Annotated in this window: 16 protein-coding genes and 1 pseudogene; 12 read left to right on the plus strand and 5 right to left on the minus strand. The window is 65.4% G+C overall.

What is annotated here, in order from left to right:
• Positions 1-8: 8 nt before the first annotated feature.
• Positions 9-1,091, plus strand: a complete 1,083-nt coding sequence (locus tag A5724_RS30750; RefSeq protein ID WP_067811511.1) for a class I SAM-dependent methyltransferase — start codon at positions 9-11, stop codon at positions 1,089-1,091.
• Positions 1,092-1,095: 4 nt separating this feature from the next.
• Here the strand turns inward: A5724_RS30750 and A5724_RS34305 are convergent, their stop codons facing one another.
• Positions 1,096-1,527 (minus strand): hypothetical protein, encoded by a 432-nt coding sequence (locus A5724_RS34305; RefSeq protein WP_197518852.1) that lies wholly within the window; start codon positions 1,525-1,527, stop codon positions 1,096-1,098.
• A 199-nt stretch (positions 1,528-1,726) separates the two neighbouring features.
• Here A5724_RS34305 and A5724_RS34310 point away from each other — a divergent pair, with 199 nt between their 5' ends.
• From A5724_RS34310 to A5724_RS30775, 4 genes are all read left to right on the plus strand, one after another.
• Positions 1,727-2,122 carry a nuclear transport factor 2 family protein gene (locus tag A5724_RS34310; RefSeq protein ID WP_067811518.1) on the plus strand — a complete coding sequence of 132 codons (396 nt, stop codon included), beginning with the start codon at positions 1,727-1,729 and terminating at the stop codon, positions 2,120-2,122.
• 37 nt (positions 2,123-2,159) lie between these two features.
• Entirely contained in the window at positions 2,160-3,752 is a 1,593-nt protein-coding gene (locus tag A5724_RS30765) for a LuxR C-terminal-related transcriptional regulator (protein ID WP_197518853.1), read from the plus strand.
• A gap of 10 nt (positions 3,753-3,762) precedes the next feature.
• Entirely contained in the window at positions 3,763-4,587 is an 825-nt protein-coding gene (locus A5724_RS30770) for a serine hydrolase (RefSeq protein ID WP_067811528.1), read from the plus strand.
• A gap of 117 nt (positions 4,588-4,704) precedes the next feature.
• Positions 4,705-5,217, plus strand: coding sequence for a DUF3145 domain-containing protein (locus A5724_RS30775; protein WP_067811642.1), 513 nt, complete (start codon positions 4,705-4,707; stop codon positions 5,215-5,217).
• Here the strand turns inward: A5724_RS30775 and A5724_RS30780 are convergent.
• Positions 5,214-5,879, minus strand: a complete 666-nt coding sequence (locus tag A5724_RS30780) for a Crp/Fnr family transcriptional regulator (protein WP_067811645.1) — start codon at positions 5,877-5,879, stop codon at positions 5,214-5,216. The two genes, A5724_RS30775 and A5724_RS30780, sit on opposite strands and share 4 nt — an antisense overlap.
• Positions 5,880-6,370: 491 nt before the next feature.
• On the minus strand, positions 6,371-7,060 hold the full coding sequence (locus A5724_RS30785) for an alpha/beta hydrolase (RefSeq protein WP_067811531.1): 690 nt from the start codon (positions 7,058-7,060) through the stop codon (positions 6,371-6,373).
• Between the two features lie 261 nt (positions 7,061-7,321).
• Here A5724_RS30785 and A5724_RS30790 point away from each other — a divergent pair, with 261 nt between their 5' ends.
• The 5 genes and pseudogenes from A5724_RS30790 (at position 7,322) to A5724_RS30810 (ending at position 17,407) form a co-directional block, all read left to right on the plus strand.
• Positions 7,322-7,960, plus strand: a complete 639-nt coding sequence (locus A5724_RS30790) for an HD domain-containing protein (RefSeq protein ID WP_067811535.1) — start codon at positions 7,322-7,324, stop codon at positions 7,958-7,960.
• Between the two features lie 708 nt (positions 7,961-8,668).
• The gene (locus tag A5724_RS30795) at positions 8,669-9,994 is read left to right on the plus strand and encodes a PLP-dependent aminotransferase family protein (RefSeq protein ID WP_232005028.1); all 1,326 of its coding nucleotides are present in this window, start codon (positions 8,669-8,671) and stop codon (positions 9,992-9,994) included.
• 484 nt (positions 9,995-10,478) lie between these two features.
• On the plus strand, positions 10,479-12,116 hold the full coding sequence (locus A5724_RS30800) for an AMP-binding protein (protein WP_197518854.1): 1,638 nt from the start codon (positions 10,479-10,481) through the stop codon (positions 12,114-12,116).
• A 472-nt stretch (positions 12,117-12,588) separates the two neighbouring features.
• Positions 12,589-16,095: pseudogene (gene car, locus A5724_RS30805) on the plus strand (carboxylic acid reductase); the annotation flags it as partial.
• Positions 16,096-16,240: 145 nt separating this feature from the next.
• Complete coding sequence (locus A5724_RS30810; RefSeq protein WP_067811545.1) at positions 16,241-17,407, plus strand: GAF domain-containing sensor histidine kinase; 1,167 nt, start codon at positions 16,241-16,243, stop codon at positions 17,405-17,407.
• A 23-nt stretch (positions 17,408-17,430) separates the two neighbouring features.
• On the opposite strand, the gene A5724_RS30815 is transcribed toward A5724_RS30810, so the two are convergent.
• Positions 17,431-18,330, minus strand: coding sequence for a diacylglycerol kinase (locus tag A5724_RS30815; RefSeq protein ID WP_067811549.1), 900 nt, complete (start codon positions 18,328-18,330; stop codon positions 17,431-17,433).
• Positions 18,327-19,907 (minus strand): FAD-binding oxidoreductase, encoded by a 1,581-nt coding sequence (locus A5724_RS30820; protein WP_197518857.1) that lies wholly within the window; start codon positions 19,905-19,907, stop codon positions 18,327-18,329. The genes A5724_RS30815 and A5724_RS30820 overlap by 4 nt, the downstream gene beginning before the upstream one ends.
• A gap of 59 nt (positions 19,908-19,966) precedes the next feature.
• On the opposite strand from A5724_RS30820, the gene A5724_RS30825 reads away from it, so the two are divergent.
• Together A5724_RS30825 and A5724_RS30830 are read left to right on the plus strand one after the other, a co-directional pair.
• On the plus strand, positions 19,967-20,551 hold the full coding sequence (locus tag A5724_RS30825; protein WP_067811567.1) for a TetR/AcrR family transcriptional regulator: 585 nt from the start codon (positions 19,967-19,969) through the stop codon (positions 20,549-20,551).
• Positions 20,548-22,086, plus strand: coding sequence for a glycerol-3-phosphate dehydrogenase/oxidase (locus tag A5724_RS30830; RefSeq protein ID WP_067811570.1), 1,539 nt, complete (start codon positions 20,548-20,550; stop codon positions 22,084-22,086). Before A5724_RS30825 ends, A5724_RS30830 begins: the two co-directional genes overlap by 4 nt.
• Positions 22,087-22,095 lie beyond the last annotated feature (9 nt).

The following is a 22,095-nucleotide window of genomic DNA, read 5'->3' on the forward strand; positions in this document are numbered from 1 at the left end:
GGATTGAGATGAGCACATATACACACGCAGACGCAACTGCCCCAGAGACCACCGAGGAATTCGCCGAACGCATGGTCGGCGCGATCGACAGCGCCAGTCTGGCGATCCTGCTGTCGATCGGTCACCAGACCAAACTGTTCGACACGCTCGCCGAACTACCGCCCGCCACCAGCGCGCAGATCGCCGACGCCGCCGGCCTCAACGAACGCTATGTGCGGGAGTGGCTTGGCGGGGTGGCCACCTGCCGCGTCGTCGACTACGACCCCGTGGCGCAGACGTATTCGCTGCCGCGTCACCGCGCCGCCGTGCTGACGCGCGCCGCAGGACCCGACAACCTGTCCCGCGTCGCGCAGTTCGTCTCGATGCTCGGCGAGGTGGAACAGAAAGTCATCGACCGCTTCCACACCGGCGGCGGGTTGTCCTACAGCGAGTATCCGCGGTTCCACAAGGTGATGGCCGAGCAGAGCGGCGAGGTGTTCGACGCCGCCCTCGTCGACGCCATCCTGCCGATGGCCGAGGGGCTGCCAGAACGCCTGCGCGAGGGTGCCGATGTCGCCGATATCGGTTGCGGTAGTGGCCACGCCATCAACGTGATGGCCGCGGCGTTTCCGGCCAGCCGGTTCACCGGCATCGACTTCTCCGAGGAAGGGCTGTCGGTCGCGACCGCCGAGGCCAAGGCCCGCGGACTGTCCAACGCGACGTTCGTGCAAGCCGACGTCGCCAACCTCGATGTGGCCGAAGCCTACGACGCCATAACGGTTTTCGACGCCATCCACGATCAGGCGCAGCCTGCGCAGGTGTTGGCCAACATCTACCGGGCGCTGCGGCCGGGTGGGGTGCTGCTGATGGTCGACATCAAGGCGTCGAGCCGGCTCGAGGAGAACATCGGGGTGCCGATGAGGACCTACATGTACACCGTGTCGACCATGCACTGCATGAGTGTGTCGCTGGGTCTGGACGGGGCCGGGTTGGGCACGTGTTGGGGGCGTCAGCTGGCCACGTCGATGTTGGCCGACGCCGGATTCGACAACGTCGCGGTCAACGAGATCGAGACGGACCCGGTCAACTTCTACTACGTCGCACGCAAGTGACGGGTCACGGGCGCAGCATCGGCGCTTCGGCGGCGTGGCGGCCCCGCAGTTCCTCGTCCCAGTCGCCGCTGCAGTAGACGGTCAGCTCGGAGATCCGGCCGTCGCTGACCGTACAGAGGATCATCTTGCGGCCGGTGATCTCCCTCTCGCCGTCGTGCACTCGCTCCGTGAGCTCGGCGACAAATCCGGTCGCGGTGGGCACAGTGCGGACTACGGTGACGTCGTCCATGCCGTTGGGCGCGTAGCTGTTGTACCACTCGGCGAAGGCCTCGATGCCTTGCAGCTGGAACCGCCACAGCGGCGGGTTCCCATCAAGAAATACGTCGTCGGTCAGGAGGTCTCCCACCTCGGCGGTACGGAACATCTCGGCGAGTGCCGCACTGAGATGCTCGGCTGCGCTGATGTCGGTCACGGTTGGGCTCTGGATGCTCGTCATGTCAACTCCCTTATTCGTAAGTCCGACGCTAGGCAGAGTGCCGCAGCGGCACATCGAGCGAATATCCGATTTGGAGCGCGCTGCCAAATCCACAGAATTGCCGATGCGTGCCTTGCGGTTTCCATGGTTTGCCCGATGTGTGTGTCAGGCAGACCTCGTACCGTACGGATCGAAACCGCTTGAGCAGAGGGAGGAACCGATGAGCGAGCACCCCAACGTGACAACAGTGAATCGGATGACGGAGGCCATCGTGGCGGAGGACCGCGAGACGCTTGCGTCGTTGTTCACCGCCGACTTCAAGTACCACCTTCGCGGACCGTTCGCCACCGCTGGCGACCATCTCGGCGTGGCGGGCATCCTCGGCGCGATCCGCCCGGTCTTCGACGCGACCGGCGGGGACGTCAAGCTCGAGCAACAGTTCTGCGTCGGCCTCGACGGCTGGGCAGCCGAGTGGGAGCATGCTGTGCTCGGCCGCCGCGGCAAGACACTCGAGTCGGACAACGCGTTCGTCTACCGATTCGTCGGCGGTCGGATCGCTGAGATGTGGATGTTCCTGGGCGCCGACCCCGACGCTGCCGCCACGTTCTTCGGTTAACGCTCCCGGCGGCTGGTGCGTCCACCACACTGGAGGGGTGGGTGGGCCTGGCCAGAGCCGCGGCATGGCATGGGACGAGGAATACCGGCGACTTGCCACGCTCGATGTCGAGCAAGGACTCGACGTCGACGATCTCGACCGACTGGCGACCGCCGCATATATGACCGGGCGCGACGACGTGAGCTTCGAGCTCTGGGGCCGGGGACATCACCGCTGCCTCGAGACAAGCGACATGGCCCGAGCGGTCCACCTTGGGGTGCGGCTGGCCCAAGCCCTCGCCTTCAAAGGTGATATCGCCCGCAGCTGTGGGTGGGTCGACCGGTCACAACGTCTGCTGGACGAGGCCAATCTCGACTGCGTCGAGCGCGGTTTTCTTGAACACGCGGCGGGTATGTGCCGGATCTTCGCCGACGGCGACATCGCGGCGGCCAACGCCGCGTTCGGGCGGGCAGCTAAGACAGGCGAGCGATTCCGCGACCGAGAACTGCTCACACTCGCTCGTATGGGCGCGGGCAGGTGTCTGATCTACCTCGGAGAGATCGCCGGAGGCCTGGCGCTTCTCGACGAGGCCATGGTGTCGGTTGAGGCCTGCGAAATCCCGCCGATGGCCGTAGGCGACGCGTACTGCACAGTGATCGACGCCTGCTACGAGCTGTTCGACCTTCGCCGCTGCGAGCAGTGGACGGACTCGTTCACACGGTGGTGTGCGGCTCAGGGCGGGCTCGTCCTTTACCGGGGGCACTGCCTGCTGCATCGCGCCGAGCTGCTGATGCTGCACGGTTACTGGTCCGACGCCGTCACCGCCGCGCAGGAGGCGTGTGCCCGGCTCGCCGAGCCGATCAACCCTCTGACGCTCGGGGGTGCCCACTATGTCGAGGGCGAATTGCACCGGCTGCGTGGCGAATTCGCGATGGCCGAGCAGGCATATGAGCGCGCCAACGCGCTCGGATGCCAACCACAGCCAGGCATGGCGTTGCTGCGACTCGCGCAAGGCCGCAGCGACGTCGCCGCCGCGCAATTGCGACGACGGCTCGCCGAGGCGGACCAACCCATCGACCGTGCCCGCGTCCTGTGTGCGGCCGCTGAGATCCTGATCGCAGCCGAGGACGTCGAAGGCGCTAGGGCGGCGGCCGACGAATTGACCTTGCTCGCAACCGAACTCGGCTCGTCGCTCTTGCGGGCGCACGCCGCACTGGCGACCGGTGCCGTTCTCCTCGCGGCATCAGATGTGACCACGGCACTGGGTGCGCTGCGCCGCGCCGCCAGTGATTGGATCGAGATGCGCATCCCCCATGAGGAGGCGCGCACCCGCCTGCTAATCGCCGACGCGTGCGACGCGCTGGCAGACCTCGACACCGCCGCGATGGAACGGCGCGCAGCGCGGTCGACGCTTGCGGCGCTCGGAGGGGACGTAGTCCCAGAACGCCAACTGGCACCAGGTCTGACCACTCGCGAGGCGGAGGTGTTGACACTCGTCGCCCGCGGAAAGACCAACCGTGTGGTCGCCGCCGAGCTCTGCATCAGCGAGAAGACCGTCGCCAGTCACCTCAACCACATCTTCACCAAACTCGGGCTGTCTTCACGGTCAGCGGCGACCGCCTACGCGTACGAGCACAACCTCGTGTCATAGGCTCGCGTCGATGAGCGCCCTCGATGCGATAGCCGACTGGCCCGTCGAAACCGCCGCCGCTGCCGTCGTCACCCCCTCCGGCGTGGCAGCACAGCACGGCGACACGGGACGACGATTCGCGCTGGCGTCGGTGACCAAACCGCTCGTAGCCCGCGCCGCACAGGTCGCCCTCGAAGAGGGGGTGGTCGAACTCGACGACGAAGCCGGGCCTGCGGGCTCGACGGTGCGGCACCTGCTCGCCCACGCTGCGGGGTATGCGATGACCTCGGCGGAGCTGATCGCCAAGCCGGGCCAGCGCCGGGTGTACTCCAACTACGGCTTCCAGGTGCTCGCCGAGACCATCGAGCAGGCGTCGGGCATCGAGTTCGGCCAGTACCTGACCGAGGCGGTGTTCCAACCGCTCGGCATGACCGACTCCGTGCTGGAGGGAGGCGCCCAGGCGGCCGGCTACGGGGCTACGTCGACGATTGCCGACCTGGCGGCGTTCGCGGCCGACCTGCTGCGCCCGGCGACAGTGTCACCGCAGATGCACACCGAGGCCACCGAGGTGCAATTTGCGGGCTTGGCCGGCGTGCTGCCGGGCTTCGGGTCGCAACGGCCCAACGACTGGGGGCTGGGCTTCGAGATCAGAGACGGCAAGTCGCCACATTGGACCGGATCGTCCAATTCGGGGCGCACGTACGGGCATTTTGGCCAGTCAGGCACGTTCTTGTGGGTGGATCCTCAGGCCGATGTTGCGCTCGTGGTGCTGACCGACCGCAAATTCGGCGACTGGACATACCCGCTGTGGCCAGCGATCTCTGACGAAGTCCTGAGAGAATTTCGCGCAGACTAGCGCAACACATGCCTCACAAGGCACAATAGACACGCACGACACAGCGTTAGCTCTAAGTCATTCGGTTCTGCCAGGTCGTTGGGGAAGACGTCCCTCGCGGAACCGAAGGAGCAGCTGATGCGTGCAGCGAACCAATTCGCCGACGCGGCGACAGGTGTGGTGTACATCCATGCCTCACCCGCGGCGGTATGCCCGCATGTCGAGTGGGCGCTTTCGTCGACCCTTCAGGCAAGGGCGAATCTCAAGTGGACCCCGCAACCGGCGATGCCGGGGCAGTTACGTGCGGTCACGAACTGGATCGGGCCGGTCGGCACGGGCGCGCAGTTGGCCAACGCGCTGCGGTCGTGGTCGGTGCTGCGGTTCGAGGTGACCGAGGACCCGAGCGCCGGCGTCGACGGGCACCGCTGGTGCCACACCCCGCAGCTGGGGTTGTGGAGCGGTCCGATGAGTGCCAACGGCGACGTGATGGTCGGCGAGATGCGGTTGCGCGCGTTGATGGCCTCCGGCGCCGACGTGTTGGCCGCCGAACTCGATTCGGTGCTCGGCACCGCGTGGGACGAGGCGCTGGAGCCTTACCGCGATGGCGGCGACGGCGCCGAGGTCAGCTGGCTCAGCCGGGGAGTCGGCTAGCGCGCCTGCGTCGCCAGGCAATCGCAATCGAAGATCACGACGCTCTCGACCTCCAAGCGAATCCAACCGCGGTGGGCGAAATCGGCGAGAGCTTTGTTGACCGACTCGCGTGACGCGCCGACCATCTGCGCGATCTCTTCCTGCGTCAGATCATGCGTCACGCGTACCGCCCCGCTTTCTTGCGTACCGAAGCGCTGCGCCAATTGCAGCAGTTGCTTGGCGACCCGGCCGGGCACGTCGGTGAAGATCATGTCGGCGAGATAGTTGTTGGTGCGACGCAGTCGGCGGGCCAGGACTCGCAGCAACTGCTCGGCGATCTCGGGGCGCTCGGCGATCCACGCGCGCAGCGCATCGCGGTCCATCGACGCCGCCCGCACCTCGGTGATGGTGGTGGCGCTCGATGTGCGCGGGCCCGGGTCGAAGATGGACAGTTCGCCGAACATGTCGGACGGTCCCATGATGGCGAGCATATTCTCGCGGCCGTTCGGGGACCGGCGGCTGATCTTGACCTTCCCCGAGATGATGATGAACAGGCGATCGCCTGGGTCTCCTTCCGCGAATACCGTGTGCCCGCATGGGAAATCGACGGGCTCCAGTTGCGTTGTCAGCGCGGGTACGGCGCTGGGCTCGAGCCTGTGGAATATTCCGGCCCTGGACAGCATCTTGTCTACAAAGACTCGGTCGGCATGCGGTTCGGCCCGCTCTCGCCGCCGGTAATGCCACACATTGTCGGGTCCGCGGCGCGGCATCTGATCCGTGTTGATCGCTTTCGGGTCAGCAGTCATTCGAGTTCTCCGAATTGTGTGGGCAAGGCATGGTCGTCACGTCCGTCGGCCGCGACGTCGCACTAGCCACAATTGCGGGTTGGGATCCCAGTAGCGCCACCGCTGGCGCCCATCCATGCCTCCGGCCACCTGGAACTTCGGCAGTGGCGGGAGCCGGAGCCGTCAGCGGCTCCACCAGGCCTGCGAAAGATGAAAAGCCATGCCAGGAAGATAGTATCGCGGTACTCCAATGGTAATTTCTTCCAACCTGCATGGTCTCGTTGAGCAGCAGACTGCCTGTGTCGAAGCATTCTCAGGCGTGAGTGCTGGTGCCAAGCAATGTGTTTCGATGTGTCAGCGGGGTTGGATTGGGCACGATAGGTGCCGGATCAGACGGCGGCGGCGTTGAGGATCAGCTCGAGTACCTGGACGGGCCTGGTGGCGAATGAGGCGTGACTAGTGTCGAGCTCGATGGTTTCGCGGGCGTGAATACGCTCAGCCATCATCCGCTGAGTCTGCGGTGGGATCATTCGGTCTTGGGTCGAGACCTGGTACCAGCTTGGTTTGGTGTTCCACGCCGGCTCCCGGGTGAGATCCCGAAAGCACCGACGTGCGAGCGGCCTCTGGGTTGTTGCCATGATCAGCGACTCCGTGTCGTCGAGGTCGTGGCAGAAGGCGTCATGAAACGTGTCTTGGCGGTGCCACAGGAATTCGTCGTCGAAGGCCGCGCTGATACTCGCTGAGCCAGGCGCGGGGTCGCTACCGGAAAGAATGCTGGTCAAGCTTTCGCCCTGCGCAGGTGCGAAGGCAGCGAGGTAGACCAGTCCTACCACGTTGGGTGCTCGACCTGCGCCGGTGATCACCGCGCCACCGTAGGAGTGGCCGACCAGCAGGGTGGGACCTCCCATCCATTCCGCCAATTTTCGGGTGTTCGCGATGTCGTCGGACAGCGACGTGAGCGGATTCTGCACTGCCATCACTCGATGACCCGCTTCGCACAGCCCCGGAATTATGTGCCGCCAGTGCGAACCGTCGGCGAACGCACCGTGCACGAGAACGATGTTGAGCTTGTCCGTCATGATGCACTTCCTCGAATGAGTACGGAATGCCTCCGAATGGAGATGACCCGTGATGGACCATTGTGCCGATCGCTCGCCCGCGACTCAGCGCCAACACGTCTTTCGTTGGTCGGCACGAAGTTTGTGCGATCAAGCTCGCAGGGGCTTCCCCCGTCCGCATTTAAGGGATTCCTGGCCGGAGGAAGGCGGCGCGGAACCCATGGTGGCCGCCAGCATGGTTGTCAGACACAGGCCAACCACGCAAGCAGAAAGCGAGAAGCCATGTCAGAAATCATTGCGGGCGTTGAGGTCCCCGAGACCGCGGCGATCGCAGAATCCACTCGTCTGGTCCAGGAGACGATCAGTCCGCTGCTCTACCACCACTCCCGCCGAGTTTTCTTCTTCGCCCAGATCCACGCTGAACGGCTCGGGGTGGAGCCAAATCCCGAATTGCTCTACCTGGCCGCAATGTTCCACGACACCGGTCTGGTGCGGCCTTTTTCCGTTGCCGAACAGCGTTTTGAGGTCGACGGTGCAGATCACGGGCGCAAGTTCTTGCTCGAACGCGGTTTTCCGCCCGCGGCCGCCGAAACCGTGTGGACGGCTATCGCGCTGCACACAACACCAGGCATTCCGGGGCGAATGGGCCCGGAGATCGCCGCCATCCATTGGGGTGTGATGACCGACGTGCTCGGTTTGGGCCTTGACGATCTCAACGCCGACGAGGTGAATGAAATCCTCGCTGTCCACCCGAGGGGTGATTTCAAGAACGAATTTCTCCGGGCCTACTTCGACGGGTTCAAAAACCGCCCTGAGACGACCAACGGAACGGTCAACTCCGACGTCGTTGAGCACTTCATCCCCGGCTATCGGCGCATCACCACCGTCGAGCGCATGCTCGGCGCGCCTTGGCCGAGCTGACCACGAAAAGGCATCGGCGACATCGCAATGACCATCGCAATGAAACATGTGGGTCGCTTCACAGCGAGGCGTCGACTGGGACGGGGTGCCTCATGCCGGGTTGAATTGACGATTGCCGATCGCGTGATTGTCACAACGACTGCGATCGTGCTGATCGCCGTGTCACTAGTGTTGGCCACGCCGGCTGCGGCAACGACACCCCGCGGCGCTAGTGGTCCCGGTGATCACCTTGCGACAAGCGCCATCCGGGAGCACGAACGTGTAGGCGGCTCGTCACGTCGGTGGAGGCGTGACAACGTGGGGACAGTAGCGACCGATCACTCTGTTGACGAGCCCCGGGCCGCCGCAGGGCAGCGCAATGCCAACCTCGGTGCGTGGCTTCCTGGCCGTGATAAGTGCAAGAGGCGCAGGGGGCTTCGCATGCTGCCGCTGTGGTGCACCGACCCTGCCGCCGGGTGGATTGGCAGTACTACCTATCGGACGCAGAATGATCCGGGTAACCCAAGCGGCATCTCGACATCAGCAACTACCATGCTGCCTCGTAGTGCAATTCGGTACGCACGGCCGCGGCCGTGATTTCTCAGTATCGCTTCATCCAAGGCGGCGACCATGAGCTCTGGGGGGCACTCAACACGGCGAACACAAAGTTCGGTCGCCGGACTGGACATCCACCTGGATCGCCCCCGCGGCAGGGTACGCGACGGTGTCATGGAAGCTATTCGTAGCGCGATACGTTCCGGGCGACTGCTACCGGGCACTCGGTTGCCTTCAAGCCGCGCACTGGCTGCCGATCTCGGAATCGCGAGAAACACCGTCGCGCGCGCGTACGCTGAACTCATCGCCGAGGGTTGGTTGACATCACAACATGGCTCGAGCACTTTCGTTTCGTTACGTGCGGCCGAATTCGTCGGGGCGTCGGCAGCACCACCAAGCGGACCCGCACACCGTAGGCTAGACCACGACTTACGGCCCGGCCATCCGGACCTGTCGTCCTTTCCACGCGCTGAGTGGAGTCGGGCGGTCAAGCGCGCGTTGACATCGGCACCATTCGAGGCGTTCGGCTACGCCGACCCGCATGGCCGGCCCGAGCTCCGCCGCGCCCTTGCCCAATATCTCGCTCGCACGCGCGGAGTTCAGGCTCGACCGTGCAACATCGTGGTGACCAGCGGAGCCGCCGAAGGCCTGAGTCTCATCGCCGGTGCGCTGGCGGACGCCAAGGTTGCCGCCGTTGCCGTCGAGGAGTTCGGCCTGCCCTCACAGCGGGAGTCGCTGACGAGAGCGGGATTACGTTGTCCGCCAGTGGCAGTGGACGCCCATGGCGCTGAAATCGGGGCTCTTGACGACATGACAGAGGTGGGTGGCGTCTTGCTCACACCTGCGCACCAGTTCCCCCTCGGCGGGTCCTTGCATCCCGACCGCCGCGTAGCGGTCATCGATTGGGCCCGACGAACCAATAGCGTGATCATTGAAGACGACTACGACGGGGAATTCCGCTACGACACAAACCCCGTCGGTGCGCTGCACGGCGGCGGTCCCGAGCATGTCATCTACATGGGGACGGCTAGCAAGTCACTGGCGCCGGGCCTTCGTCTCGGCTGGTTGGTGTTGCCAGAACCACTCGTCGAGGCGGTGGTGCGGCAGAAGGGCGAAACCGAAGCGACATGCGGCTTCGTCGAACAGTTGGCCATGGCCGAATTCATCACGTCAGGCTCGTATGACAGACACATTCGCACCATGCGCGCCAAGTATCGACGCCGACGCGACGAACTTGTCGCCGCGGTCACCCAGTCATCGCCGACAACGACGGTGAGAGGGACGGCCGCAGGTCTGCATGTGGTGCTCGAGTTTCCCAGTGGCGACGAGAATGCGCTGGTTCGACAGCGTCCGTGGCGGCGGTTGGGGGTGGAGCTTCTCGACTACTACCGTCATTCCGAAATCGGCACCGCACGTGAAGGTTTCGTAATTGGCTATGCCTCTCCCTCCCCAAGTGCATGGTCAGCGGCATTGGCAGCCTTGATCGAGCTGTTGTCCTGACCAGTCCGTCAACTGGCCCATCCATGTCGCGGCCGAATGGCCCATTATGTGCGCGTTACCGCCGTTAGCGTTGAATCATGTTGATCACAGAAACCCCCAAGATCACCGATCCTTCAGTCACGTTGCCCGAGATCCCTCATGAGGAGTTCTTTGAGGAAGAACTCATGGGCAATGCGCTGGAGCTTCTTGGATTCTGTCTGTGCAGGCAGCTTGCAATCTTCCGCCTGCTGCTTGGGGCTGGGGATCAGCGCCCACTACCGGATCACCACTTCGCTGCTCGTGGGTGCGATGTTCGTGGTCTGGCGTGCGTGAACCATTGGCCAAAGGGCACTGCACCACTCCCGGATAGCCGAGTTCCACTGAGCCAGTTCGGACATCGGGTGGCGAGTCAGCCATTGAACCAATTGAGTATCGCGACAATCGTCGGTCACACCATTAAGCGATCCCATCAGGAGAAGATATGTCGCCTTTTACGATTCGCCCCTTGGACTCGACGGTGCGCCAGTACCGCAACGCTGGGGTGTGGCGTGATTACGGGTCGATCAGTGATCTGCGCCGATGGCGCGACCAAACACCGAAGCGCTTGGCAGTCAGCGCATTTCGTGCCTCCGATGCGCCGGTAAAGCTCAGCTATCACGCTTATGCACATCTCGTCGAGCGCTTTGCGGGCGCACTGTACGAACTGGGCGTGCGGCGCGGCCACGTGGTTGCGATCCAGCTGCCGAACTGGTGGCAGGCGCTGGTGCTGTTCCAGGCCATCGCACGGCTGGGTGCGGTGCAAGCGCCCTGTATGACCACGATCCGACCCCGTGAGATGGAGCGAATGCTCCACCGGCTGGAAGCCAGCGTCTGCATCACCGTGGACCGGTGGGCGGGTTTCGAGCACGCCGAAGCGTTGCGGGAGATGGCTTCCCGACTGCCGAGGTTGCGTCACCGGGTTGTCCTCGGGCGGGCCACGAAGGGGGATATCGAATTCACCTCGTTCTTCGAAGAGACTCTGTGGGAGCAGCGCCACCCCGTGGCGCTGGACGATGTCAGGGAGGATCCCGACGCTGTTTCGGCAGTGTTTTTCACTTCGGGAACCACAGGAGAGCCCAAAGCCGCGCTGCACACCGAAAACACGCTGTCCACAACCACCGTCGCCGTCTGCGAGATCATGGACATCCAGTCCTCGGACGTGTTGTTCAGCCCGCACGCCCTGATGCACATGGCGGCGCAGATGTCGGCCAGATCAGCCTTGCAGACCGGCGCCTCGATCGTCCTGCTCGACTCCTGGTCGGGGCCACGGGGGCTGGAGGTGATGGCCGAGAGCGGCACCACGCGACTGGCGATAGTCGCACCAATCTTCGTCAATGACTTGATCACAACGCTCGGGGACCGGCCCGGTTCGCAAGTTCTTCCGGCCCTGCGCACGGTCGCCACCGGCGCCACGACTATCCCGGCACCACTGGCCGCAGCAGTCGCGGAGACGTTCGGCCTACCGCTGCAGACCACTTGGGCGATGACAGAGACCGGTGTGGCGACGATGACCCGGAGCCACGACCCGCCGGACTGGGCCGCCCACAGCGATGGTAGACCGGTGCTGTCAGTGGAACTGGACCTGCGATCCGACGGCGAGATCAGCCGCGAGCGACCCGGTGAACTATTCGTGCGAAGCGGGGGCGTATGTGTAGCGACAGTGGGACGTGACACCGGCACTGTGGTGGTCATCGCCGAGCATGACGACGGCTGGTATGCCACAGGCGACTTGGCGGTGCCCGATGGGCGCGGAGGGATTCGGCTGATGGGCCGCGTCGGCGACAGGATTGGCGGGGTATTCATGATTCCGGTGGCCGACGTCGAATCTGAGTTGCTGCGACATTCCGGCGTTCGGGACGTGGCGCTGGTCGGCTATCCGGACGGGCAGGGAGGTGAGCTGGCCTGTGCGGTCGTCGTTCCCACCGGGACACCTCCGGTCACTCTGGACGAACTTCGTCGGCATCTCGACGGCCTAGGCATGACGGATTGGTATCTGCCCAGCCGGCTCGAGTGTGTCGACACTCTTCCTCGCAACGGCACCGGAAAGGTCCGCAAGGAGTTGCTGCGACGCTGGCTGAGGGGCGAAGCCGACCTCACCGACTGATACCATCCCGTTTCGTGAGGCGACACCCTTAAGGGCTCAGGCGTGCGCGACTGCCCGGCCCTGGCGGCGCTCGTAGCGACCCAACCCGTGCCGCCCTAACTTGAACCGGCCTTGATTACAGTGCACGGCAACAGTATTCACGGACATATTCGTGTGGCTGATGCAGCCTCCCGCCAGAGCGGACGCAGTCGATAACTGCACAGGCGTATTCGGTTAGTCCGGGCAGAGAACCGTAAACCTTCTACCACAACACATCCGGCGACGAACACTGCTTACGGTGGTGAAACCGGCCCCAATGAATCAAGGACGATTGGCCCCCCAATATGCAGCTTCCAGACCAATAATTGGGTAACACGCAGCATTAGGTCTGCGTGTTCTGTTGGGTCCGTCTGTGGCCCAACAGATTCAGAGATCGCGGCGAAGGTCTAATCCACCGACGTAGCGTACTTCCTATGATAACCGAGGACCGTGGATGTCGAGTGATACCCGTGAACAGCGGCTCCTGTGCCGCATTTCGCACCTGTATGCCACTGACCAGCAGTTCGCCGATGCCCGGCCGAACGATTCGATTACGCGTGCGATCGAATCGCCCGAGCTGGGGCTGTCCCAGATAGTTCGGGCCGTGCTCGACGGCTACGCGGACCGCCCCGCGCTAGGCGAGCGCGCCGTCGAGTTCGTCACCGACCCCGCGACGGGTCGCACCTCGGTGTCGCTGCTCCCCCGCTTCGACACCATCACCTATCGCGAGTTGTCCGACCGCGTTGATGCTGTCGCTGCCGCGCTGACGCACAGCCCGGTTCAACCGGGTGACCGCGTCGCGATCCTTGGGTTCACGAGCATCGACTACACCATCATCGACATGGCGCTGCCACGTCTCGGTGCGATAGCCGTGCCCCTGCAGACGAGTGCACCGGTCGCCCAACTGCGACCCATCACCGCCGAGACCGAACCGGCGGTCATCGCGTCGAGCGTTGAATTCGTCGACGACGCAGTCGAACTCATCTTGACCGGCCATTGCGCATCGCGGTTGGTCGTCTTCGACTACCACGCTGAGGTGGACGATCACCGCGATGTCCTGGCTGCCGCGACCACGCGGCTTGCCCAAAGTCCTGTTGTCGTCGAGACGTTGGCCGAGGTGCTGACCCGCGGCGATTCGTTGCAGACGCCACCGGCGTTTGAGTTCGGCGACGACACATTGGCGATGCTGATCTACACCTCCGGCAGCACCGGCACGCCGAAGGGCGCCATGTGCACCGCGAAGGCGCTCGCCAACTCGTGGCGCCGGTCCAGCGGGACGGTCTGGAATACCGGTGGCGCGACCCCGACCATCACGTTGAATTTCATGCCGATGAGTCACGTGATGGGGCGCAGCATTTTGTACGCCACGCTAGGGTCCGGTGGCACTGCGTATTTCGTTGCCGAAAGCGATCTTTCGACGTTCTTCGAGGATCTGGCGCTGGTCCGGCCCACACGGTTGAGCTTTGTTCCGCGGATTTGGGACATGCTTCTCCAGAAGTACCAGAACGAGGTCGAGCGGCGAACCGCCGATGGTGCAGACCGCTGGGCGGTGGAGGCCGACGTGCTGGCCGACATGCGCAGGACCCTGCTCGGTGGCCGGTTCATCTCAGCGGCAACCGGGTCGGCGCCGATCTCTGCGGAGATGAAGACGTTCGTCGAAACACTGCTGGACCTTCACTTGTCCGATGGTTATGGCTCCACCGAGGCGGGCCCGGTTCTGACCGACGGTCGGGTGCAGCGGCCGCCGGTGATCGACTACAAGCTGGTCGATGTGCCGGATCTTGGCTACTTCAGTACCGACCGTCCGTATCCGCGTGGCGAGTTGTTGCTCAAGTCCGAGGCGATGTTCCCCGGTTACTATCGGCGGCCCGAGGTCACCGCCGAGGTGTTCGACGACGACGGCTACTACCGGACCGGCGACATCGTCGCCGAGTTGGGTGCTGACCGGTTGGAGTATGTGGACCGGCGCAACAATGTGCTCAAGCTGTCTCAGGGCGAGTTCGTCACGGTGGCGAAGCTGGAGGCGGTGTTCGGTGACAGCCCGCTGGTGCGCCAGATTTTCGTCTACGGCAACAGTGCGCGGTCGTATCTGCTGGCGGTGATCGTGCCCACCCCCGAGGCGCTGGCACGCTGGTCCGAAGACGAACTCAAACCGCTGATCAGCGAATCGCTGCAGGAGGTCGCGAAGGCCGCGAACCTGCAGTCCTATGAGATTCCGCGCGACTTCATCATCGAGACAACACCGTTCACGCTGGAGAACGGGCTGTTGACCGGTATCCGCAAGCTCGCGCGGCCCAAGGTCACGCAGCACTACCGCGATCGGCTCGAACAGCTCTACACCGACCTGGCCGACAGCCAGGCCAACGAACTACGCCAGTTGCGCCGCCACGGCGCCGATCGTCCGGTGCTCGAGACCATCAGCCGGGCGGCAGGCGCGCTGCTGGGTGCGGCGGCAACCGACCTACAGCCCGACGCGCACTTCACCGATCTGGGCGGAGATTCGCTGTCGGCGTTGACCTTCGCCACCCTGCTGCACGAGATCTTCGACATCGAGGTGCCCGTCGGCGTGATCGTCAGCCCCGCCACCGACCTGGCCGCGCTGGCGGCCTACATCGCGGCCCAACGCCAACCCGGCAGCAAACGGCCGACATTCGCCTCGGTGCACGGCCGGAACGCCACCGAGGTACACGCCAGTGACCTGACGCTGGATAAGTTCCTCGACGCCAAGACCCTGGCCGCCGCACCGTCGCTGCCCGCGCCCAGCAGCGAGGTGCGCACCGTACTGCTCACCGGCGCCACCGGATTCCTGGGCCGCTACCTGGCGCTGGAATGGCTGCAACGGATGGACCTGGTCGACGGCACGGTGATCGCCCTGGTCCGCGGCAAAGACGACGCCGCCGCCCGGGCCCGGCTAGACCAAACGTTCGACAGCGGTGACGCCGAACTGCTGCGCCACTACCAGCAGTTGGCGGCCGATCACCTCGAGGTGATCGCCGGCGACAAGGGGGAAGCCAACCTCGGCCTGGACCAGGCGACCTGGCAGCGGCTGGCAGACACCGTCGATTTGATCGTCGACCCCGCCGCGTTGGTCAACCACGTGCTGCCCTACAGCCAGCTGTTCGGCCCGAACGCCCTGGGCACCGCCGAACTGATCCGCATCGCGCTGAGCACCAAGCACAAGCCCTACATCTACGTCTCGACCATCGGTGTGGGTGCGGGCATCGAACCCGGCCAGTTCACCGAGGACGGCGACGTGCGCCTCTACAGCGCCACCCGCAAAGTCGACGACAGCTACGCCAACGGCTACGCCAACAGCAAATGGGCCGGTGAGGTACTGCTGCGCGAGGCCAACGACCTGTGCGGCCTTCCCGTCTCGGTGTTCCGCTGCGACATGATCCTCGCCGACACCACCTATGCCGGCCAGCTCAACGTGCCCGACATGTTCACCCGGCTGATGCTGAGCCTGGTGGCCACCGGGATCGCACCCGACTCCTTCTACGAACTCGACGCCAACGGCAACCGGCAACCGGCGCACTACGACGGCCTGCCGGTGGAATTCATCGCCGAGGCCATCTCCACACTAGGGACCCACCTGGGCGAAGGGTTCCAGACCTATCACGTGATGAACCCCTACGACGACGGCATCGGGCTCGACGAATACGTCGACTGGCTCATCGACGCCGGATTCGCTGTACGCCGCGTCGGCGACTACGCCGGCTGGCTGCACCGCTTCCACACCGCGATGCGCGCCCTGCCCGAACACCAGCGCCAAGCCTCACTGCTACCGCTGCTGCACAACTATCAGCATCCCCAACCACCGATCCACGGATCCATCGCCCCAACCGACCGATTCCGCACCGCCGTGCAAGAGGCGAAAATCGGCCCCGACAAAGACATCCCACACGTAACGCGGGACATCATCATCAAATACATCACCGACCTACAACTACTCGGCCTGGTGTCACTGCTCGACGTCAACGAAAGTGCCGGCTCGAGGACGATGAGTGCCATCAACCGCACAGCCTCGCGGGATTCGACCGCCTCACGGCCAGAGGGAAACGGAACGGCGTGCGCTCCAAGAGAAAATTACCTATGACGGTGCGGCGATGACCATCGCCGACTGCGATCGACTGCGTGAACTCGCGGCGACCGAGGCCTCGTTGCGGCGCATTGCAATGCTCGTCGCCAACGGCGCACCCCCAGAAACGGTGTTCGGCGCCGTCACCAAGGAAGCCCTTCGCCGATTCGGCTCCGGCACCGCCCGGATGATTCGCTACGAGATAGACGGAACCGCAACAATCTTGGCCAACGAAGGTACAGTCGGTCCACACGTCAACGTCGGTCAAGTGTGGAAGAACTTTCCCGAAGCCGGCCTGACGGCGACCATCCGGCGCACCGGCGCACCGGCCCGGGTCGACGACTACCGCGATATACCGGGCGGGAAACCGTACGTCGACGAAGGACTGCGCTGCGCCGTCGGTATGCCCATCACTGTCAACGGTCGACTCTGGGGCATGATCGCCGTCGGATCCGCAGAGGGCCCATTGCCGTCGTGCACCGAGCTCCGCATGATGGAATTCACCGATCTCCTTTCGACCGCCATCGCCACGGCTCACCATCGCGCGGAGCTGATCGCATCGCGCGCACGAGTCGTCTCCTCCACAGACGAAGCCCGCAGGCGGATCACTCGCGATCTGCACGACGGCGCGCAGCAACGTCTCGTAGCACTGGCTCTGCGACTGCGGACCGCAGCAGAGTCGTGTACCGATCTCCAAGCTGCTCGCGACAGTCTGCACGCCGCCGTAACCGACGCCGTTGAGATCAACAATCAACTACGGGAAGTCACCCAGGGGATACACCCTGCGATTTTGTCCGAAGCCGGACTGGGCCCGGCCCTGCGAGCACTCGGACGGCGATCCGCCATCCCGGCGGATGTCTGGGTTTCCTTCACCGACCGATTGCCGCCATCGATCGAAGTCGCTGCGTACTATGTGGTTTCGGAGATGCTCACGAACGCTGCGAAGCACGCCGGGGCGACTGCGGTTCAAATCCGCGCCCACCTCTATGCCGACCAGCTACACGTGTCGGTCCGAGACGACGGAATCGGCGGGGCGAATTCGGCAGGCTCCGGCATCATCGGTCTTCGCGACCGCGTGGACGCTCTGGGCGGAACCTTGGAAGTCACAAGCGCGCCGGGCCAAGGAACCGTCGGCATTTGTCAGCTGCCGACGGTGCCCCCACCGGGACCACCGTGCGCATGTTTCACCCACTGAGGGGTCCACGCTGCGAGGGCCGGCTAGTGCCCAACAGGTGGCGATCGCAGAATTTTCAGCGCACCGGGCACGGCTGACACCTCAACCGGCAGCGGGCACACGTATTCGCCGTCGGCGTAGGCGTTGATGCCGGGGGAGTCGACGGTGGTGGTACGGGCCCGCGTGGTGCGCACCTCGTCGAGGTCGACGTGCGTGCCCTTGAACACGGTGGGGAACAGACGAATCAACTTCGTGCGCGACGCCGACGCCACCATCGTTACGTCGAGTTGGCCGTCGGTCGGGTCGGCGTTCGGACAGATCAGCATGCCGCCGCCATAGCTGCGGGTGTTGCCGAAAGCCGCGAGCGTCAACTCGGTCTCGAGTTCGCGTCCGTCGAACGACAACCGGAACGGCAACAACCGCAACTTGGACAGCTCGGCCACCATCGCCAGGTTGTAGCGCATCCGGCCGTGCGGCCACCGCATCCGGTTGGTGCGGTCGGTGACAAGCGAGTCGAAGCCCGCGGCCATCACGGTGCCGAACCATCTTTCGGTGCCGTCGGCGCCGACGATCCGGCCCAGGTCCACGGTGCTGATGATGCCGTCGACGATGACGTCAGCCGCGGCCTCGGGATCCCTTGTGGCAATACCGAATTCGCGGGCATGGTCATTCCCGGTACCCGCCGGAATGATGCCGAGCGGTATCCCACTTCGGGCCAGCACTTGCAGAGCCAGGGAGATGATGCCGTCGCCACCGACCACCACGAGCGCGTCCATGCCGCGCTCGAGCGCTCCTTCGACCAGGCGGCGGGCGTGTTCGGCGTCGGTGCCCGCGATCGCGACGACGTCGACGCCGCGTCGATGCAACTGCTTGACCGCGCGTTCGGCGGCATGCGGTGCGCTGCCGTGTCCCGATGCCGGATTGGTCAGGACGGTGACTCTCACGGAAACAGCTTGCCGGGGTTGAGGATTCCCGCCGGGTCGAGCGTGGCCTTGACGGCGCGCAACACCGCGACGCCGAGGTCGCCGACCTCGTCGCGCATCCACGGCCGGTGATCGGCGCCGACCGCGTGGTGGTGCGTGATCGTGCCGCCGGTGCGCACCATCGCATCGGACGCGGCGGCCTTCGCCTTGCGCCACTGTTCGATCGGATTGCCGCGCTGTCCGGCGACCACGGTGAAGTAGAGCGAAGCCCCGGTCGGATACACATGCGAAATGTGGCACAGCACAAGGGCGGGCGTGCCGGATTCGGCCAGCGACGTCGTCAGCGCCTCAGTCACCGCGGCCTTGAGCGCGGGCACGTTCGACCAATTGGTCGCGGTCTCCAGCGTTTCGCACAGCGCGCCGGCCGACAACAGCGAGTCGCGCAGATACGGAGCGTTGAACCGGCCGTGCTCCCATGCCCGCGCGGGCGCCTCACCGAGCGACGTGCCGCCCGTCGCCGAGAGTATGGCGCGGGTCTCGGCATGCCTGCTCTCGGTGTGGGCCGCCGAACCCTCGAACACCGTGATCGCCAGGCAGCCGCCGGTGATGCTGTCTTCCCCGATGCTCTCGGTGGTCGCGAGGTTGACGCCGGTTTCGGCCTCGTCCGACAGCCGGATCACCGTCGGCCCGGTGCCGGTCTGCACGACGGCGCGCAGCGCGTCGGCCCCTGTCGCGAAGTCCGGGAACGACCACGCCTCGTATCGCGTCGTCTCCGGCACCGGATGTACCCGCACCCGCACCCGGGTGATGACTCCGAACACCCCTTCGGAGCCGATCATCAGCTGCCGCAGGTCGGGCCCCGCCGCGGACTCCGGCGCACGGCCCAGGTCGAGGACGCCGGCAGGGGTGACCGTGCGCAGGCCGCGGACCATGTCGTTGAAGCGGCCGTAGCCCGCGGAATCCTGGCCCGAGGAGCGGGTGGCGGCGAACCCGCCGATGGTCGCGAACTGAAAACTCTGCGGGAAGTGGCCCAGCGAGTAGCCGCGCTCGCCGAGCAGTCGCTCGGCCTCCGGCCCAGTGACCCCCGCACCCAACTCCGCTTCGCCGGAAATCTCGTCGAGCGAATGCAACTGGTTCAGCCGCCGCAGGTCCAGCGAGATGACGGCCTTGAAGTCGCCCCGGATCGGGTCGAGGCCGCCGACCACGCTGGTGCCCCCGCCGAACGGGACGATCGCGATGCTGCGGTCCGCGCAGAACCGCAGGATGCCCGCCACCTCGTCGTCGCACCCGGGGAGCAGCACCGCGTCGGGCGCGTCCTGCACCCCGGAATCCTTGCGGCGCAACAGATCCAGCGTCGACTTGCCACCTGCCCGTAGCAGTCGGGCGTCGTCGTCGACGCCGCAGTAGTCGGCGCCGACAATCGCCGCCAGGCCGTCGACGTCGGCTGGTGACAGCGCCGACGGCCGCAACCGCACCTGTTCTGCCTCCAGGTCGGCCACCGCAGACCCGTCCACGCCGAGGGCCTGCTTGAGGAGTGCGCGTATGCCCTCGGATAGCGGTTTCGCCTGCGCGGGATCGCCCCATGCGTTCCACTTCATAGGAGGTAGCAGCGCGCTCTGTTGGTCATCCGGGCGGATCATGCGTTACAGTATTACACATGGTGTCAATCAGTAACGACTCCTCGTCGTCCGCGAGGGGTGACCGCATCCTCGAGGCGGCGGCGTATTGCGTGGTCGCCTACGGCCTGGAGCGGGTGACGCTCGCTGAGATCGCCCGTCGCGCCCGGGTCAGCAGGCCGACGGTCTACCGGCGCTGGCCCGACATCCGCTCCGTGCTGGCGGCCCTGCTGACCACCCGCATCGTCGCGGCGTTGGACGCCGTGCCGAGTCGCGGGGTCGGCCGCGCCGCGGTGGTGGAGCGCGTCGTCGGCGTGGGCGTCCGCCTGCGCGGGGACGAGGTGGTGATGGCGGTCTTCCGCAAGGCGCCCGACCTGACGATGGTCTATCTGACCGAGCGACTGGGCACCAGTCAGCAGATTCTTATCGACGCGCTGGCCGCCGACATCAAGCTCGCGCAGGAAGAGGGCAGCGTGCGACCCGGCGAACCGCGTCAGCTCGCGGCGATGTGCCTGCTGGTCGCGCGCTCGACCATTCAATCCGGCGCCATCGTCGCGCCGATCCTCGACGCCGACGCGCTCGACGTCGAACTCGCGCACTGTCTGGACGGGTACCTGAGACCATGACCGGTTCCACCGCACTCAACGAGGGCCGCCGCGCTGCCGACCTGGCCTTTATCGCCGAGGGTGCGCCGCTCGACGTGATCGTGATCGGTGGCGGCATCACCGGCACCGGGATCGCGCTGGACGCCGCCACCCGCGGTCTGCGCGTCGCGCTGGTGGAAAAGCACGATCTGGCGTTCGGCACCAGCCGGTGGAGTTCCAAGCTGGTGCACGGCGGCCTGCGCTATCTTGCGACGGGCAACGTCGGCATCGCGCGCCGCAGCGCCGTCGAACGCGGAATCCTGATGACGCGAAACGCGCCGCACCTTGTCAGGGCGATGCCGCAGCTGGTCCCGCTGTTGCCCGAAATGCACACGGCGTCAAGGGCTTTAGTGCGATTCGGGTTCGCGGCAGGCGACGGGCTGCGCAAGCTGGCTGGCACGCCGTCGTCGACGTTGCCGCGCTCGCGCCGGATCGGCGCGGCCAAGGCGATCGAACTGGCGCCCACTGTGCGCAGAGACGGGCTCAGCGGTGGTCTGCTGGCTTACGACGGCCAACTCATCGACGATGCCAGGCTCGTCACCGCGGTGGCGCGCACGGCGGCGCAGCACGGCGCGCGCATCCTGACGCGGGTGGCCGCGTCGAACGCAACGGGCACGTCGATGACGTTGACCGACCAGCGCTCGGGCGACTCGTTCGACGTCACCGCTCGTGCGGTCGTCAACGCCAGCGGTGTGTGGGCGGGCGAGGTCGACCCATCGATCCGGCTGCGACCCAGTCGCGGCACACATCTGGTGTTCGACGCCGCGGCATTCGGCAATCCCGTTGCGGCGCTGACCATTCCCATTCCTGGCGAGATCAACAGGTTCGTGTTCGCGATGCCCGAGCAGCTCGGCCGGGCGTACCTCGGGCTGACCGACGAGGACGCGCCAGGCCCGATTCCCGACGTGCCTGAACCGACGCACGACGAGATCACCTTCCTGCTGGACACCGTCAACACCGCACTCGAAGCCGCCCTCGGGCCAGCCGATGTCATCGGTGCATACGCCGGCCTGCGACCGCTTATCGACACCGGTCACGGCCGCACCGCCGACGTCTCGCGCGAACACGCCGTCGTCGAGTCGCCCTCGGGTGTGATCAGCGTGATCGGCGGCAAGCTCACCGAATACCGGTTCATGGCCGAAGACGTCCTCGACCGTGCGGTCGCGTTGCGGGCTCTGCCCACGACGCCGTGCCGGACCCGCAATCTGCCACTGGTGGGCGCCCCGGCGAATCCCGTTGCCACGCTGCGGTCCCCGACCGACCTGCCGGGCTCGCTGGTCGCTCGCTACGGCGCGGAAGCGCCGAACGTGATAGCTGCGGCCTCCTGTGAACGGCCGACCGAGCAGGTGGCCGAGGGTATCGACGTCACCCGTGCGGAATTCGAGTACGCGATCACGCACGAAGGCGCGATGACCGTCGACGACATCCTGGATCGGCGCACCCGCATCGGGCTCGTGGCGTCGGACCGCGCCCGTGCCGCGGCGGCTGCTGAAGAATTGCTGGCCCAACAGGCATAACCCCGTCGG

Origin of the sequence: Mycobacterium sp. ACS1612, assembly GCF_001667505.1 — a bacterium.
Classification (GTDB): Bacteria; Actinomycetota; Actinomycetes; order Mycobacteriales; family Mycobacteriaceae; genus Mycobacterium.

Coding starts and splice junctions, on each gene's coding strand:
- A5724_RS30780 (WP_067811645.1), bottom strand. CDS start 5,879: ATGCTGTCCAGGGCCGGAATATTCCACAGGCTCGAGCCCAGCGCCGTA.
- A5724_RS30795 (WP_232005028.1), top strand. CDS start 8,669: ATGGAAGCTATTCGTAGCGCGATACGTTCCGGGCGACTGCTACCGGGC.
- A5724_RS30785 (WP_067811531.1), bottom strand. CDS start 7,060: ATGACGGACAAGCTCAACATCGTTCTCGTGCACGGTGCGTTCGCCGAC.
- A5724_RS34305 (WP_197518852.1), bottom strand. CDS start 1,527: ATGACGAGCATCCAGAGCCCAACCGTGACCGACATCAGCGCAGCCGAG.
- A5724_RS30820 (WP_197518857.1), bottom strand. CDS start 19,907: ATGAAGTGGAACGCATGGGGCGATCCCGCGCAGGCGAAACCGCTATCC.
- A5724_RS30830 (WP_067811570.1), top strand. CDS start 20,548: ATGACCGGTTCCACCGCACTCAACGAGGGCCGCCGCGCTGCCGACCTG.
- A5724_RS30790 (WP_067811535.1), top strand. CDS start 7,322: ATGTCAGAAATCATTGCGGGCGTTGAGGTCCCCGAGACCGCGGCGATC.
- A5724_RS30825 (WP_067811567.1), top strand. CDS start 19,967: ATGGTGTCAATCAGTAACGACTCCTCGTCGTCCGCGAGGGGTGACCGC.
- A5724_RS30750 (WP_067811511.1), top strand. CDS start 9: ATGAGCACATATACACACGCAGACGCAACTGCCCCAGAGACCACCGAG.
- A5724_RS30770 (WP_067811528.1), top strand. CDS start 3,763: ATGAGCGCCCTCGATGCGATAGCCGACTGGCCCGTCGAAACCGCCGCC.
- A5724_RS30775 (WP_067811642.1), top strand. CDS start 4,705: ATGCGTGCAGCGAACCAATTCGCCGACGCGGCGACAGGTGTGGTGTAC.
- A5724_RS30810 (WP_067811545.1), top strand. CDS start 16,241: ATGACCATCGCCGACTGCGATCGACTGCGTGAACTCGCGGCGACCGAG.
- A5724_RS34310 (WP_067811518.1), top strand. CDS start 1,727: ATGAGCGAGCACCCCAACGTGACAACAGTGAATCGGATGACGGAGGCC.